General features: G+C 71.4%; 12 protein-coding genes. 6 read left to right on the forward strand and 6 right to left on the reverse strand.

All coding sequences use genetic code 11. The features are described from left to right. Window positions 1–65: 65 nt before the first annotated feature. Window positions 66–1,355 carry an MFS transporter gene (locus ABZ928_RS15915; RefSeq protein ID WP_361518570.1) on the reverse strand — a complete coding sequence of 430 codons (1,290 nt, stop codon included), beginning with the start codon at window positions 1,353–1,355 and terminating at the stop codon, window positions 66–68. A 47-nt stretch (window positions 1,356–1,402) separates the two neighbouring features. On the opposite strand from ABZ928_RS15915, the gene ABZ928_RS15920 reads away from it, so the two are divergent. Continuing rightward, window positions 1,403–2,812 carry a PLP-dependent aminotransferase family protein gene (locus ABZ928_RS15920; RefSeq protein ID WP_361518571.1) on the forward strand — a complete coding sequence of 470 codons (1,410 nt, stop codon included), beginning with the start codon at window positions 1,403–1,405 and terminating at the stop codon, window positions 2,810–2,812. A gap of 49 nt (window positions 2,813–2,861) precedes the next feature. On the opposite strand, the gene ABZ928_RS15925 is transcribed toward ABZ928_RS15920, so the two are convergent. From ABZ928_RS15925 to ABZ928_RS15935, 3 genes are all read right to left on the reverse strand, one after another. Then, window positions 2,862–3,518, reverse strand: coding sequence for an HAD family hydrolase (locus tag ABZ928_RS15925; RefSeq protein ID WP_361518572.1), 657 nt, complete (start codon window positions 3,516–3,518; stop codon window positions 2,862–2,864). Between the two features lie 3 nt (window positions 3,519–3,521). Beyond that, window positions 3,522–4,220 carry a LysE family translocator gene (locus tag ABZ928_RS15930; RefSeq protein WP_361518574.1) on the reverse strand — a complete coding sequence of 233 codons (699 nt, stop codon included), beginning with the start codon at window positions 4,218–4,220 and terminating at the stop codon, window positions 3,522–3,524. Window positions 4,221–4,317: 97 nt separating this feature from the next. Continuing rightward, window positions 4,318–5,565, reverse strand: coding sequence for a helix-turn-helix domain-containing protein (locus tag ABZ928_RS15935; RefSeq protein ID WP_361518576.1), 1,248 nt, complete (start codon window positions 5,563–5,565; stop codon window positions 4,318–4,320). Between the two features lie 182 nt (window positions 5,566–5,747). On the opposite strand from ABZ928_RS15935, the gene ABZ928_RS15940 reads away from it, so the two are divergent. The 3 genes from ABZ928_RS15940 (at window position 5,748) to ABZ928_RS15950 (ending at window position 9,260) form a co-directional block, all read left to right on the forward strand. After that, complete coding sequence (locus ABZ928_RS15940; protein ID WP_361518578.1) at window positions 5,748–6,674, forward strand: proline dehydrogenase family protein; 927 nt, start codon at window positions 5,748–5,750, stop codon at window positions 6,672–6,674. Window positions 6,675–6,712: 38 nt separating this feature from the next. Beyond that, entirely contained in the window at window positions 6,713–8,344 is a 1,632-nt protein-coding gene (gene pruA, locus ABZ928_RS15945; RefSeq protein WP_361518580.1) for an L-glutamate gamma-semialdehyde dehydrogenase, read from the forward strand. Between the two features lie 79 nt (window positions 8,345–8,423). Continuing rightward, the gene (locus ABZ928_RS15950) at window positions 8,424–9,260 is read left to right on the forward strand and encodes an alpha/beta hydrolase (protein WP_361518582.1); all 837 of its coding nucleotides are present in this window, start codon (window positions 8,424–8,426) and stop codon (window positions 9,258–9,260) included. A gap of 2 nt (window positions 9,261–9,262) precedes the next feature. Here the strand turns inward: ABZ928_RS15950 and ABZ928_RS15955 are convergent, their stop codons facing one another. Next, a complete protein-coding gene (locus ABZ928_RS15955) occupies window positions 9,263–10,258 on the reverse strand; it encodes an NADP-dependent oxidoreductase (protein WP_361518584.1) in 996 nt (331 codons plus the stop codon). A 104-nt stretch (window positions 10,259–10,362) separates the two neighbouring features. Here ABZ928_RS15955 and ABZ928_RS15960 point away from each other — a divergent pair, with 104 nt between their 5' ends. Then, entirely contained in the window at window positions 10,363–11,274 is a 912-nt protein-coding gene (locus ABZ928_RS15960) for a LysR family transcriptional regulator (protein WP_361518586.1), read from the forward strand. Window positions 11,275–11,505: 231 nt separating this feature from the next. Continuing rightward, a complete protein-coding gene (locus ABZ928_RS15965) occupies window positions 11,506–11,637 on the forward strand; it encodes a hypothetical protein (RefSeq protein ID WP_257540238.1) in 132 nt (43 codons plus the stop codon). Window positions 11,638–11,694: 57 nt separating this feature from the next. Here the strand turns inward: ABZ928_RS15965 and ABZ928_RS15970 are convergent, their stop codons facing one another. Then, complete coding sequence (locus tag ABZ928_RS15970) at window positions 11,695–13,278, reverse strand: metallophosphoesterase family protein (protein WP_361518589.1); 1,584 nt, start codon at window positions 13,276–13,278, stop codon at window positions 11,695–11,697. Window positions 13,279–13,389 lie beyond the last annotated feature (111 nt).

Genomic DNA, 13,389 nt, shown 5'->3' on the forward strand with positions numbered 1-13,389 from the left:
GAACCCTCCGGGTAAAGGGGTGGTCAAGAGTGGGTGCGCTGACGCTAGCATGATGACAATCGTTTTCAGTAATCCTTGTGATCTGGATCCCTGTGACCTGGATCCCTGTGACCTGGATCCCTGTGATGTAGATCCTTGTGGCGGAGATCGCGGAGCGCCGGGGCCAGCGCGAGCAGCATCAGCGCGGCCGTCCCCGCGAACGCCCACGGATAGCCGGTCACCCCGGCCAGAACCCCGAATCCCGCCGCACCGACGCCCATGCCACCGTCGTACGCGAGGTTCCACAGCGCGCTGACCGTGCCGTACGAGGAGGCGGAGACCCTGGCGTACATCAGGGTCAGGGTGGCGTTCTGGGCGATGCCGAACCCGGCTCCGAACAGCGTCGATCCCGCGATGACGGCGACCGGGCTGCCGGTTGCGGCGGTGATCAGGACGCCCGCGGCCGACACGAGCAGGCCCGGCAGGACCAGTCCCGCGCCGCCGTGCCGGTCGGCGTGACGGCCCGCCAGCCAGCGGGTGACGGTCGCCGCGGCGGGCTGGGCGAACAGGGCCGCGGCGACCACGCCCGAGGACGCCGAGCCCGCCGCCAGCGGCAGGAAGGTGACCAGGATTCCGGCGGCGGTCGCGGTGGCGGCGAAGACGAGGACGGGGCGGAGGAGGGTGGGGGTGCGGAGGCCGGGGAGGACACCGAGGGGGCGTTCGGCGTGTGTGTCGTGACCGGTTCCTTCACCAGCGTTCTGGCCGACCCGCTCCCCTCGATCGGGCAGGCCGAACACCGAGGCGATCACGGCGAGCGTGACCCCGCCCGCGACGACCGCGACCGTCCCGTACCCCGCGTGTTCCGCCAGCCACGGTCCGAGCGGCAGCGCGATGAGGGACGGCACGCCCGACACCACGCCCACCAGGGCCAGCCCCTCGCCCCGGCGTTCGGTCGGGATCAGCGTGGCGGTCAGGGCGCCGCCCGCGACGATGGTGAGTGCGAAGCCCAGGCCGCGCAGCAGGCACACGGCCACGATCCATGCCATGTCCCGGGAGGCGGTGAGCGCCAGGGCCGGGGCGCCGAGCAGGAAGAGGCCGGCGATCAGGACGGTCCGGTATCCGAGGCGGTCGACCAGTCGCGGGGTGACCAGTTCGCCGAGGACCGTGGCGAGCATGAGGGCGCCCGTGGCGAGCCCCGCCGCGCCACCGCCGCCCGATTCGGCGGCATAGGCGGGTACGACCGACAGCAGCAGGAAGAAGCCGACACTCGCGCCGACCAGGCTCACGAAGCGGAGCAGCAGGGGACGGGTCAGCAGGGGGCGGGGCGGCAGGGGTGAACTCTGCGTCTGCGCGGGGCGGTTGGCCGGGGTCGTCATGTGGTCCACGCTAGGGTCGCACCGGCTCTCCGCTAAGCTCCAATTCCATGCCTGTGCAGTGGGCCGGTTTGTCGCCCGAGTTGCTCCTCACCGTCGACCGGGACAGCGCGGAACGACTGTCCGCGCAGGTGGAGCGGCAGCTGCGGGACGCCATCCGCACCGGCCGCCTCCAGTCCGGCGAACGTCTCCCGTCCTCCAGGGAACTCGCCCGCGAACTCGGCCTCTCCCGCGGCCTCGTCCAGGACTGCTACGCCCAGCTCCAGGCCGAGGGCTACCTCGTCACCCGCGTCGGCTCGGCCACCCGCGTGGCGGCCAGTGCCCAACCGGCGGCGCCCGTCACGGCGCCCTCGTCCGCCCCGCACCCCCGTCTGATCGCCGACTTCCGCCACGGCGTCCCGGACCTGACCTCCTTCCCGGTCGCCGACTGGCTGTGGGCGACCAGGGAAGCGGCCCGCCGTATGCCGGTCGCCGACCTCGACTACGGGGATCCGCGGGGGAGTCGGCAGCTGCGCGAGGTCGTCGCCGGATATCTGCGCAGGGTGCGCGGCGCCGCCGCCGATCCCGCCGGGACGGTCGTCTGCTCGGGTTACGCCCAGGGGCTGAGCCTCACCCTCGCAGCCCTCGCCCGGCGCGGTGTGCGGGTCGTGGCGTACGAGGACCCCGGCGGCCCGGCGGTCGCGCGGGCGGCGGCCGAGGTGGCGGGGCTGACGGCCGTGCCGGTGCCGGTGGACGAACAGGGCCTGGACGTACGGCGCTTGGAGGCCACCGGCGCCCGGGCGGTGATCGTCACCCCGGCCCACCAGTGGCCGACCGGAGTCGTCCTGGCGCCCGGCCGCCGCCATGCCCTGATCGACTGGGCCGTGCGCGGGGACGCGTACGTCATCGAGGACGACTACGACGCCGAGTTCCGCTACGACCGCGAACCGGTGGGCGCGCTCCAGGGGTTGGCCGCCGACCGGGTCGTCTCCATCGGCACGGTCAGCAAGTCCCTCGCGCCCGCACTGCGGTTGGGCTGGCTGCTGTGCCCGCCCGCGCTGGTGGACCCGGTCACCGACCTCAAGCGGGTCACCGACCGCGGCTCACCCACCCTCGACCAGCTCGCCCTCGCCCACCTCATCGAGTCCGGCCGCTACGACCGCCAACTCCGCCGGATGCGCACGACATACGCCGCTCGCCGCACCGCCCTGGTCGCGTCCCTGGCCGAACACGCCCCGGCGGTACGGCTGTCGGGGCTGGCGGCGGGGTTCCACGCGGTGGCGCGGCTGCCCGAGGGGGTCGGGGAGAGGGCGGTCGTCGAGGCGGCGCGGGGCCGTGGGGTCGGGCTGTACGGGATGAGTGAGTGCCGTGCGACGGGGGCGCCCGATCCGGGTCAACTCGTCCTGGGATTCGGCAATGTGACGGAGCGTGCGATCGCGGAGGGGGTGGGTGCGGTGGCGGATCTTCTCGGCGGCGGCTGAGCCGGAAGGCCGTCAGTACGCCGAGTCACCGCATCTCCCGGACACTGTGTCAGCGCTCCTTCCGGGTGCCGAGCCGGATCGCCGTGGCGGCGTCCGGTGCCACATGTGTGGGCCGGTACGCCGTCTCCGCCCACTCCCGTCCTCCCGACACCCACACACTGCGCGCGCCGACGCCGATCGCGCCCCGGATGTCGGCGTGCGGTGAATCGCCGATCACCCAGGCGCCGTTGAGGGAGGCCCCCGTGGCGGTCGCCGCCGCCTCGAAGATCTCCGGCGCGGGCTTCTTGTGTCCGGCCGCCTCGGAGATCACCCAGCCGTGGACGAGCCGGTCCAGGCCGGTGTTCCGGATCTTCGTCTCCTGCTGTGCGACCCGGCCGTTGGTGACGATCACGCAGGTCCAGCCGTCGTCGACCGCCTCGCGCAGCGCGTCTCGGGTGTCCTCGGGCAGGACGACACGGTCGGCGGCGCCGTGGTCGAGGAAGCGTCGGACGGCGTCCTCGGAGACGCCGTATCGCTCGGCCAAAGCGCGGGCCACGTCCTGCCGAGGGGTGTAGCCGCTGTTGTCGAGTGCCGTCAGCCGGCCGAGGTCCGTCCCGGGCAGCGCGTGCTCCGCGAGGAACGCGGACGCCGCCTCCCGGAAGGCGGCGTCGCGGTCGACGAGGGTGTTGTCGAGGTCGATCATCAGCAGGGGCATGGGGCGGGGCACGGGTCAGTCCGCCAGGGCCAGCCGGAGGCCGAAGCCCGCGATGACCGTGCCGGTGGCGCGGTCCAGGGCGCGGCGGGCGCGGGGGCGGCGGAGGGTGTCCCGGAAGGTGCGGGCGAAGAGGATCAGGGCGGCCGACCAGACCACGGCGAGCCCGATGTGCACGCCCGCCAGCAGGATCCCGCTCGCCAGGTGCGCGACGGCGCCGCCCTCCGGGACGAACTGCGGCAGCACCGCCATGTAGAAGGCGCCCATCTTGGGGTTCAGGAGATTCGTCAGAGCGCCCCGGCGCCAGCCGCCCCAGAAGCCGCCGCCCGTCTCGGCCTCCTCGGCGGGCTCGGACCCGTTCCCGTTCCCGGACCCGTTCCCGGACCCGTTCCCGTTCCCGGCCCCGGATCCGGTCCCGCCCCGCCGTCGCAGCGTCGACCACACCATCCGGGCGCCCATCCACACCAGATACGCGGCACCGGCCCACCGCAGGACCGTATAAGCGAGATGGGACGCGGTCAGTACGGCGGTGACGCCCAGCGCGCCGAGCGCTCCCCAGACGACGGTGCCGGTCTGGATGCCGATGACGACGCCCCACGCGCGCGTGCGGCGGCCCGTGACGGCGGTACGGAGGATGAGGGCGGTGTCGATGCCCGGGGTGAGGGTGAGCAGGCCCACGATCAGAGCGAAGGAGCCCAGTGCGGAGGCGGAGATCATGCGAGCACTGTAGAGGCCGGGGCTGTCGATTTGCCTCCCTGTTTTGCCCGAATTCGGGCAGGATTCCCCAGGGGTGCGCCCCCTGGAGTCGTGCCCCCTAGAGTCGCGCCCCCTTCAACGCCATGTGCAGCAACAGCCGGTCCTCGCCGTCGTCCAGGTCAAGGCCCGTCAGCTGCTCCACCCGCGAGAGGCGGTAGTAGAGCGTCTGGCGGTGGATGCCCAGCTCCGCCGCCGTGCGCCCTGCCTGGCCCGCGCAGTCGAGGTAGATCTCGGCGGTGCGGGCGAGTTCGCGGTGGGCGGGGGAGAGCAGGGGGCGTACGGCGGGGTCGTGGGCCGTGTCCGGGGGGAGCGAGGTCAGCAGACGGTACGGGCCGAGCCCGGCCCACTCCGCGACCGGCCCGAGCCGGGGCTCGGCCTGCGCCGCGCGCGCCGCCGCCGACGCCTCGTGCCAGGCGGTGCCCAGCCCGCCGAGATCCGCCTGCGCGCCGGCGATCCCGGCGACCACGGCACCGGTACCGACACCGATCGCGTCACGTACGGCACCCCGGTCGCTGCTGCCACCCCCCTCAACTCCCCGCCCCCGCTCCAGCAACCGCGTCGCCACCGAGTGGGCCGGCGCCAAGGTGTCCGTCGACCGCAGCCGTACCAGCACCGCCAGTGACTGGCCCGCGGCCCCCCAGGGCACCGTGCACAGCGCCGTCGCGTGCGGGACCGTACGGGCCGAAGGGGCGTCGTCCGGGTCGGCGGACGGCCAGGGCGCCACGCACACCACCGCGTGCGGCCCCTCGCCCCGCGGCCCGAGGGCCGTGCGCAGCGCCGCCACCGCCATGTCGCGTTGCCAGCCGCGCTCGGCGGTGAGGACCGCCCGCAGCTCCCGGCTCAGGTCCGCCCCGTGCTGCGCCTCGTCCGCGAGCAGCGCGCCGATCCGGACGGTCACCAGCATGGCGGCGGCGAGCTGCTGCTCGGTGGGACCGGGTTCGGACTCCAGCAGCCAGACGTATCCGAGGACGACCCCCCGATGGCGTACGGGGAGGCAGATCCGTCCGCGGTAGACCCCTGCCTCGGGGGTGGGCGGGATGCGGACCGGGGCCGTCGCGCGGGTGATGCCGAAGCCCTCGAACCAGGTCCGGACGGCGGCCGTGGAGCGCCGGGTCAGGATCGAGCGGGTGCGCACGGGGTCCAGGGCCGACGGATCGAGGTCGCCCTCACTGTCGTACGCCCCGAAGGCGATCAGCTCGAAGTCGCGGTTCTCCAGGGTCGCGGGGACACCGAGGAGCTCGGAGATCTCATCGACCAGCTCCTGGTAGTCACCCGCGCGGCTGAAGGGTCCAGCGTCGACCGTCACTCAAGCATTCTCGCCCATAATCGAAGCCCCTTCATACATCTGTCTGAGATCCGCGGCACGGATGCGTGACAGCTGTCGATGGCAGAGGATCGGAGGGATCCTTAGGTTTCACGGTGGTTCTCCGTGCCGTACCCGAGTTGTTTGGTTTCCGGCATGTTCCTGCTGGTCTGTGGAGGTGCCCCGTGCTGGGTCCCGTGATTCTTGCCGCGTCGCGCAGCGACCGGATGCGACGCCTGATCTCGGCGGCGCCCGTCACCAAGCAGGTCGTCGACCGCTTCATCCCGGGCGAGACGGTCGACGAGATCGTGCCGATCGTCAGGGATCTCACGGACCGCGGCCTGGAGCTGACGATGGACGTCGTCGGCGAGGACATCACCACCCCGGAGCAGGCCGCCGCCGCCCGGGACGCGTACCTCCTGCTCATCGACCGGCTCAAGGAGCTGGAGCTGGGCACCCGCGCCGAGATGTCCGTGAAGCTGTCGATGTTCGGTCAGGCGCTGGACGGCGGCCACGAGCTGGCCCTCGCGAACGTCCGGCCCGTCGTCGAGGCCGCCGCCGCGATCGGTACGACGGTCACGCTGGACGCCGAGGACCACACCACCCTCGACTCGATGTTCGCCATCCACGACGAGCTGCGGAAGGACTTCCCGCAGACCGGCTGTGTGATCCAGGCCTACCTCTTCCGCACCGAGGCCGACGCCCGCCGTCTCGCCGCGAACGGCAGCCGGGTGCGGCTCGTGAAGGGCGCGTACAAGGAGCCCGCCGAGGTCGCGTACCAGCAGAAGCACGAGATCGACAAGGCGTACGTCCGGATCCTCAAGGTCCTGATGGAGGGCGAGGGGTACCCGATGATCGGGTCCCACGACCCGCGCATCATCTCCATCGCCCAGGAACTCGCCCGCAAGGCCGGGCGCAAGCTCGACGAGTACGAGTTCCAGATGCTGTACGGGATCAGGAGCGACGAGCATCTGCGGCTCGCGGCCGAAGGTCACCGCATGCGCGTCTACACCGCCTACGGCACCGACTGGTACGGCTACTTCATGCGCCGCCTGGCGGAGAAGCCGGCGAACCTCCTCTTCTTCGTCCGCTCGACCCTCACCAAGGGCTGACCCGAACACCCGCTCACGTACAAGGAGTTACGGATCTCATGGACGCTGTGACCCAGGTCCCCACCCCCGTCAACGAGCCGGTGCACGGCTACGCCCCCGGCTCGCCCGAGCGTGCCCGCCTGGAGGCCAAGCTCAAGGAGCTGGCCGAGAACCCGATCGACCTGCCGATGACCATCGGCGGCGAGAAGCGGATGGGCGGCGGCGAGCGTTTCGACGTCGTGCAGCCGCACAACCACAAGTCCCGCCTGGGCACGTACGCCAACGCCACCCAGCAGGACGCCCAGGACGCGATCGACGCGGCCCTCGCCGCCGCGCCCGCCTGGCGCGCGATGGCCTTCGACGACCGCGCCGCGATCATCCTCCGCGCCGCCGAACTCCTCGCCGGCCCCTGGCGCGAGACGCTCGCCGCTTCGACGATGCTCGGTCAGTCCAAGACCGCCCAGCAGGCCGAGATCGACACCCCCTGCGAACTGGTCGACTTCTGGCGCTTCAACGTCAAGTACGCCCGTGACCTGCTCGCCGAGCAGCCCCCGGCGAACTCCCCGGGCGTCTGGAACCGCCTCGACCACCGCCCGCTCGAAGGTTTCGTCTACGCGATCACGCCCTTCAACTTCACGGCGATCGCGGGCAACCTGCCGACCGCGCCCGCGCTGATGGGCAACGTGGTGGTCTGGAAGCCGTCCCCGACCCAGACCCACGCGGCCGTTCTCCTCATGCAGCTGCTGGAGGAGGCGGGCCTGCCGAAGGGCGTCATCAACCTGGTCACCGGTGACGGCATCGAGGTGTCGAAGGTCGCCCTGGTCCACCGCGACCTCGCCGGCATCCACTTCACCGGTTCCACCAAGACCTTCCAGTACCTGTGGAAGACGGTCGGCACCAACATCGAGAAGTACCGCTCCTACCCGCGCCTCGTCGGCGAGACCGGCGGCAAGGACTTCGTCGTCGCCCACCCGAGCGCGGACAAGGCGATCCTCAAGACCGCCCTGACCCGTGGCGCCTTCGAGTACCAGGGCCAGAAGTGCAGCGCGACCTCCCGCGCCTACATCCCGGCGTCGATCTGGAACTCCGGCTTCAAGGAGGAGTTCGCGGCCGAGGTCGACTACCTGACCATGGGTGACGTCACCGACCTGTCGAACTTCATCGGCGCGGTCATCGACGAGCGCGCGTTCGCCAAGAACAAGGCGGCCATCGACCGCGCCAAGTCCGACCCCACCTGCACGATCGTCGCGGGCGGCTCGTACGACGACTCGGTCGGCTACTTCGTCCGCCCGACCGTCGTGGAGTGCAGCGACCCGGAGAACGAGGTCTTCACGACCGAGTACTTCGGCCCGTTCCTCGCCGTCCACGTCTACGAGGACGACCAGTACGACGAGATGCTGACCCAGATGGAGTCGGCGTCCGACTACGCCCTGACCGGCTCGGTCATCTCGGCCGACCGCGCGGCGGCGGCCTACACGATGGAGAAGCTCCGCTACGCGGCCGGCAACTTCTACATCAACGACAAGTCCACCGGCGCCGTCGTCGGCCAGCAGCCCTTCGGCGGCGGCCGCGCCTCCGGCACCAACGACAAGGCAGGCGCCCCCCAGAACCTGATGCGCTGGACCCTGACCCGCGCCATCAAGGAGACCCTGGTCCCGCCGACCGACTACGCGTACCCGCACATGGGCTGACGGATAGTCAGAGCACTTGAGGGGCCGGGTGATTCACCCGGCCCCTTGGCGTTCCCCGGTCTTGGGCAGACTCGTGACCATGACGGTGACGACGGACGACGGAGTACGGCTGTGGGCCTCGCGGCAGGGGCAGGGGGAGCCGTCTTTGGTGCTGTGCCACGGTGGCCCTGGGTTGTGGGACATGTTCGACGACGTGGCCGCGATGTTGGACGGCCGGGCGACCGTCGTCCGCTGGGACCAGCGCGGATGCGGGCGGTCCGAGCGGGGCGTCGCCGGGCCGTGGACGACCGCGCGTTTCGTGGCGGATCTGGACGCCGTACGACGGCACTTCGCGCTCGACCGGCCTGTGCTGCTCGGACACTCCTGGGGCGCCCAGCTGGCACTGAGCTATGCGCTGGCGCATCCGGAGCGGGTCGGTGGGCTGGTGTACGTGAGCGGGACCGGCATCGACCCGGTGTCCTCCTGGCACGGGCCCTTCGAGGAGGACTTCCACGCCAGGCTCGCAGTGGTTCCCGAACGGCATGCCCGGTGGCGGGAGTTGGAGGACGGGAGCCGTGAACGGGCCGTACTCCAGTGGTCCATCGAGTTCGAGGACCGGGAACGGGCCCTGGAGCACGCGGAACGGATGGCCGACCCCTGGTTCGAGATCGACTTCGCGTGCAACAAGGCGCTCAACACCGAGACGAAGGAGACCTGGGGTACGCCTGAGCTGTACGCCGCCTGCCAGGGGCTCGACGTGCCCGTGCTGATCGTCGACGGCGAGCGGGACATCCGGCCGCGCTGGGCGGTCGACTCGCTGGAACGGGCGCTGCCTCGGGTGCGGCGGGTAATGCTGCCCGGGGCCGGACATCTGCCGTGGGTGGAGGATCCGGAGGGGTTCCGGGAGGCGGTGCGGGCGCTGCTCAGCCTCCCCTAGTGTCACACCGCCGCCCGCACCAGGATCTTCCCCGTGTTCCCGCCCCGCAGCATCAGCAGGAACGCCTCCACGATCCGCTCGAACCCCTCCACCACCGTCTCGTCCAGGGCCAGTGCCCCACTCCGCAGATGCGGTACGGCGAACTCGTACAGCTCCTCCTGGACTTCGCGGTAGTGGCTCACCAGGAAGCCCTCGATGCGCAGGCTCTTCTCGACCACGTCGGCGTGGTTGAAGAGGACCGGTGGTGCGTCCGGGGTGTTGTACTGGCTCACCGTGCCGATGCGGACCACGCGCCCGCGTTCCCTCAACGCCCCGATCGCCGCGCCCAGATGGTCGCCGCCGACGTTGTCGACGAAGACGTCGATGCCGGTCGGGGCGGCCTTGGCGAGGAGATCGGCGACCGGGGCCGTGCGGTAGTCGAACGCCTCGTCGTAGCCGACCTGTTCGGTGAGGTGGCGGACCTTCTCCGGCGAGCCCGCGCTGCCGATCAGGCGGCCCGCGCCCAGGAGGCGTGCGAAGCGAGCCGTTGCCGTGCCGACCCCGCCCGCCGCCGCAGAGACGAACACGTCGTCGCCCTCGCGGAGTCGGGCGATGCGGGTCAGGCCGACGTAGGCAGTGAGGCCGGTGCCGCCGAGGATGCTCAGGTACGCGGACAGGGGGACGCCCTCGTAGTGCGGGAGGCGTCTCGTCTCCTCCGGGGTCACCACCGCGTGCGTGCGCCAGCCCTGGCGGTGGAAGACGATCTCGCCCTCCGGAAGCCCGGGGTGCCGTGAGGCCACGACCCGGCCCAGGGTGCGGCCCTCCAGCGGGGCGTTCAGCGCGAAGTCACCGTCCATCATTTCGCGGTGGTAGGGGTCGACCGACCAGTACAGGTTCTCGACCAGTGCCGTACCCGGGGCGGGGGCCGGGATCCCCGACTCCACGAAGGCGAAGTCGGCCGGGGTCGGGAAGCCCGTCGGGCGGGTGGTCTGGTGCACGGTGATCGCGGTGTCGGTCATGGGTCCGACCGTAGGGAGGAATGCCGGCGTGGAGCAGAGGGTTGCGCTCATGGAACCGGCACATCCATGAGCCGGCACTCATAGCAGCAGGTGGGGGACCCCGCATGAGCAGTACCGTCGATCTTGCGCCGCAGGAACTCCGTACCCTCGTCGCCGTCGCCGAGGAGGGCGGGTTCTCCGCCGCCGCCGGGCGGCTCGGCACTACCCAGTCGGCCGTCTCGCACGCCGTACGCGGCATCGAACGCAAGCTGGGCGTCGTGCTGTTCGAGCGTGGACGGTACGGGGCGCGGCCCACGGCGGCCGGTGCGCGGGCCGTCGCGCACGGGCGGCGGGTGCTGCGGCTGCTCGCCCTGCTCGTCAGTGAGGCCAGGGGTGCCCAGCGAGAGGAGCGAGAGGAAGGGGGCATCGCCGGCCCTCTCCGTATCGCCGCCTTCCGCTCCGCCGCGCTCCATCTCCTCCCGCCCGTCCTCGAAGCCCTCACCGCACGGCACCCCGCGATCGCGCCGAGCGTGACCGTCGTACGGGAGATCGGGCCCGGCACCGCCGGGGAGGTCGCCGAAGGGCGGGCCGATCTCGGGATCGCCACGTTCGGGACCAGCTCCCCGATCCCGCCGCGGCTCGTCGGGGACGTGCTGCTGGAGGAGCCGTACTCCCTGGTGCATCCGGCCGGGCATCCCGACCCGCGCTCGCTCCCGCTCGTCGACTGGCGGGAGAACTGCTCCTCGTACACCCGCACCTGGTGGGCGGCCCAGGACTGGATTCCCACCGCGACCGTGCGCGCCGAGGACGACGGGGCGGTGCTGTCGATGGTGGGCAGCGGGCTAGGGATGGCGATCATGCCCGCGCTGTCCCTCACCGGAGCGCCGGGCACGACGGAGATCACCGACCTGGGAGCCGACCGTCCCACCCGTCGGATCGGTTATGTCACCACCCCCGAACTCGCCGCCACCGCCCTCGTGCGGGCCCTGGTGCGGGAGTTGCGCAGCCATGCGAAACCGCAGGTCAGCGCCGTGTGACCCACTGCACTGTCTCAGATAGTAGGAAGTCCGAGTAATTGTGGAGACAGACCGGCCCGCCTCCCTTAGCTTTGTAGAAGCCGAACGTCTCGCTCGATCAAGCGAATGGCGGTCGTGAGCCGGGCCCCGTGCAGGCAACCCCTGCGGCCAGTGCTCCCCGCCCCTCCGGCGTCTCGATATCTCCCTGCGCACTTCCCTGTGCATCCATGAAGCCGAAGGAGTCGATTCCTCATGGCCGAGACGACCGTCCGCCGTCGAGTCCGTCACATCTCCCGTACGAGCGAGTCCGACCGCAAGAACGCCGCGGCCGCCCTCCAGCGCGCCCTCGACCGCCGTGACAACGGCGGCTCGACCGGCCACTGACGCTCACACGAGCAACCTGGATACCGGGAGCCGCACCCGCCGGGGTGCGGCGCGGACTCACGCTCCGCGCCGCACCTCGAAATGGTCGATCCGGTCGCCGTTCTGCGCCAGCGCCGACACCTTGAGCCGCGGCGCCGTACCGCTCTCCGCCTCCACCTGGAGGAAGGAGAAGCCCCGGTAGCGCACCCGCGACCACTCGACGGTCTCCGCCTTCGAGGCCCGTGACTTCGTCCACTGGAAGGTGTCGACGGAGTCGTGGTCGTGCACATGGCCCTCGTAGCTCTCCTTCACGCCCACCGGGAAGCCGTACAGATCCTTGCCGCCGCCGCCCGCGGTGACGTACACGATCCCGTCCCGCGTCGGATCGGTCGACGCCCCGATCGGCACCCGCCGGCCCACCTCGTCGCCTTTGATGGCGTCGGTGCGCTCGTAGACGTGGTTGTGCCCGTTGATCACCAGGTCCACCTGGTGCTTCTCGAACAGCGGCAGCCACTCGGCACGCACCCCGCCGTCGGAGGCGTGCGCGGAGGTCGAGTACGCGCAGTGGTGGAAGAAGACGACGACGAAGTCCACCCCCTTCGCCTCGCGCAGCTCCCCGAGCTTGCCGTCCAGCCACGCCGTCTGCTTCCCGCCCGTGTAGCCGAGGTTGGCGGGGATCTCGTACGACACGTCGTTCGCGTCCAGCGCGACGAAGGCGACGTTGCCGTAGGTGAAGGCGTACACCCCGGGTGCGTTACGGGCGTCGAAGCCGCTTTCCGGGAGGGACCAGCGGGCCAGCTGGCCGCCGTAGCCGTCGGGGGAGTACCAGGCCTCCATGTCGTGGTTGCCGGTCGTCACCATCCACGGCACCGAGCGCGAGACCTCCTCGTTCTGCTTGAGGAACAGGTCCCAGAACCCGGGGTCGTAGGCGTCCGTCCTGTCCCCGTGGCCGTTGGCGTTGGCGTAGCAGATGTCGCCCGCGTGGAGATGGAAGGCGGGGTTCCGGCGCAGCAGGATGTGGTCGTTCGCGGCCGCCGCCTTGCCCACGCCCTGGTCGCCGAAGGCCGTGAACACGAACTTCTCGGGGCTCGCGGGCGCGGTCCGGAAGGAGGCGATCGTCGAGCGGTGGGCGGCGTCCGCCGGGTCGAGGCCGTCGTGGCCGACGCCGTAGTAGTACGTCGTCCCGGGGCGCAGCCCGTCCAGGGCCGCGTGGACGTAGTACTGGTCCACCGCCAGGCGTACGCCGGTCACGCCCGGGGTGTGCAGGGCGCGCACCTCGGCCTCGACCTTCCGGCCCAGGTCGTCGGGGCGGGTGCCGATCCGGACGTACGGCTTCCGCACCGCGAGCGGGACCTGCCAGGAGATCCGCATCTGGGTCTTCGGGTCGGCGCCGAAGGCGAGGTGGCGGCCGAAGGGGGCGACGACCGAGCCGTGCACCTCGGCGGAGGAGGAGGGGGAGGGGGAGGCGGTCGTACGTCCCGACGGGGAGCCGTTCGCCGAACAGCCGGTCAGCAGACCGCCCGCCACCGTGCCGGCCGCCATCGCACCGGCCGTCACCAGTGTGCGGCGCCGGGTCAGCTTGGTGCGCACGTACTCGTACTGCTCGGCCATGCTCATCCGCCGCGCGAGCTGCGGGGGGATGCCGACGTCGGGAAGGTCCATGTCGGTGAAGTTCCCAGCGAACGTCAACACCCGCCATACGTACGGGTGAACACAGGTCGAAGGGCTGACGCCGAGGGCGCGCTCCAGTGTCCGTATGGCGGACGTCAAGTG

Source organism: Streptomyces sp. NPDC046909, from assembly GCF_040644695.1.
Classification (GTDB): Bacteria; Actinomycetota; Actinomycetes; order Streptomycetales; family Streptomycetaceae; genus Streptomyces.

Bases quoted from the DNA above. Each gene is read 5' to 3' on its own strand.
- ABZ928_RS15915 (WP_361518570.1), bottom strand. From the start codon at position 1,355: ATGACGACCCCGGCCAACCGCCCCGCGCAGACGCAGAGTTCACCCCTG.
- ABZ928_RS15920 (WP_361518571.1), top strand. From the start codon at position 1,403: ATGCCTGTGCAGTGGGCCGGTTTGTCGCCCGAGTTGCTCCTCACCGTC.
- ABZ928_RS15930 (WP_361518574.1), bottom strand. From the start codon at position 4,220: ATGATCTCCGCCTCCGCACTGGGCTCCTTCGCTCTGATCGTGGGCCTG.
- pruA (WP_361518580.1), top strand. From the start codon at position 6,713: ATGGACGCTGTGACCCAGGTCCCCACCCCCGTCAACGAGCCGGTGCAC.
- ABZ928_RS15950 (WP_361518582.1), top strand. From the start codon at position 8,424: ATGACGGTGACGACGGACGACGGAGTACGGCTGTGGGCCTCGCGGCAG.
- ABZ928_RS15955 (WP_361518584.1), bottom strand. From the start codon at position 10,258: ATGACCGACACCGCGATCACCGTGCACCAGACCACCCGCCCGACGGGC.
- ABZ928_RS15960 (WP_361518586.1), top strand. From the start codon at position 10,363: ATGAGCAGTACCGTCGATCTTGCGCCGCAGGAACTCCGTACCCTCGTC.
- ABZ928_RS15965 (WP_257540238.1), top strand. From the start codon at position 11,506: ATGGCCGAGACGACCGTCCGCCGTCGAGTCCGTCACATCTCCCGTACG.
- ABZ928_RS15970 (WP_361518589.1), bottom strand. From the start codon at position 13,278: ATGGACCTTCCCGACGTCGGCATCCCCCCGCAGCTCGCGCGGCGGATG.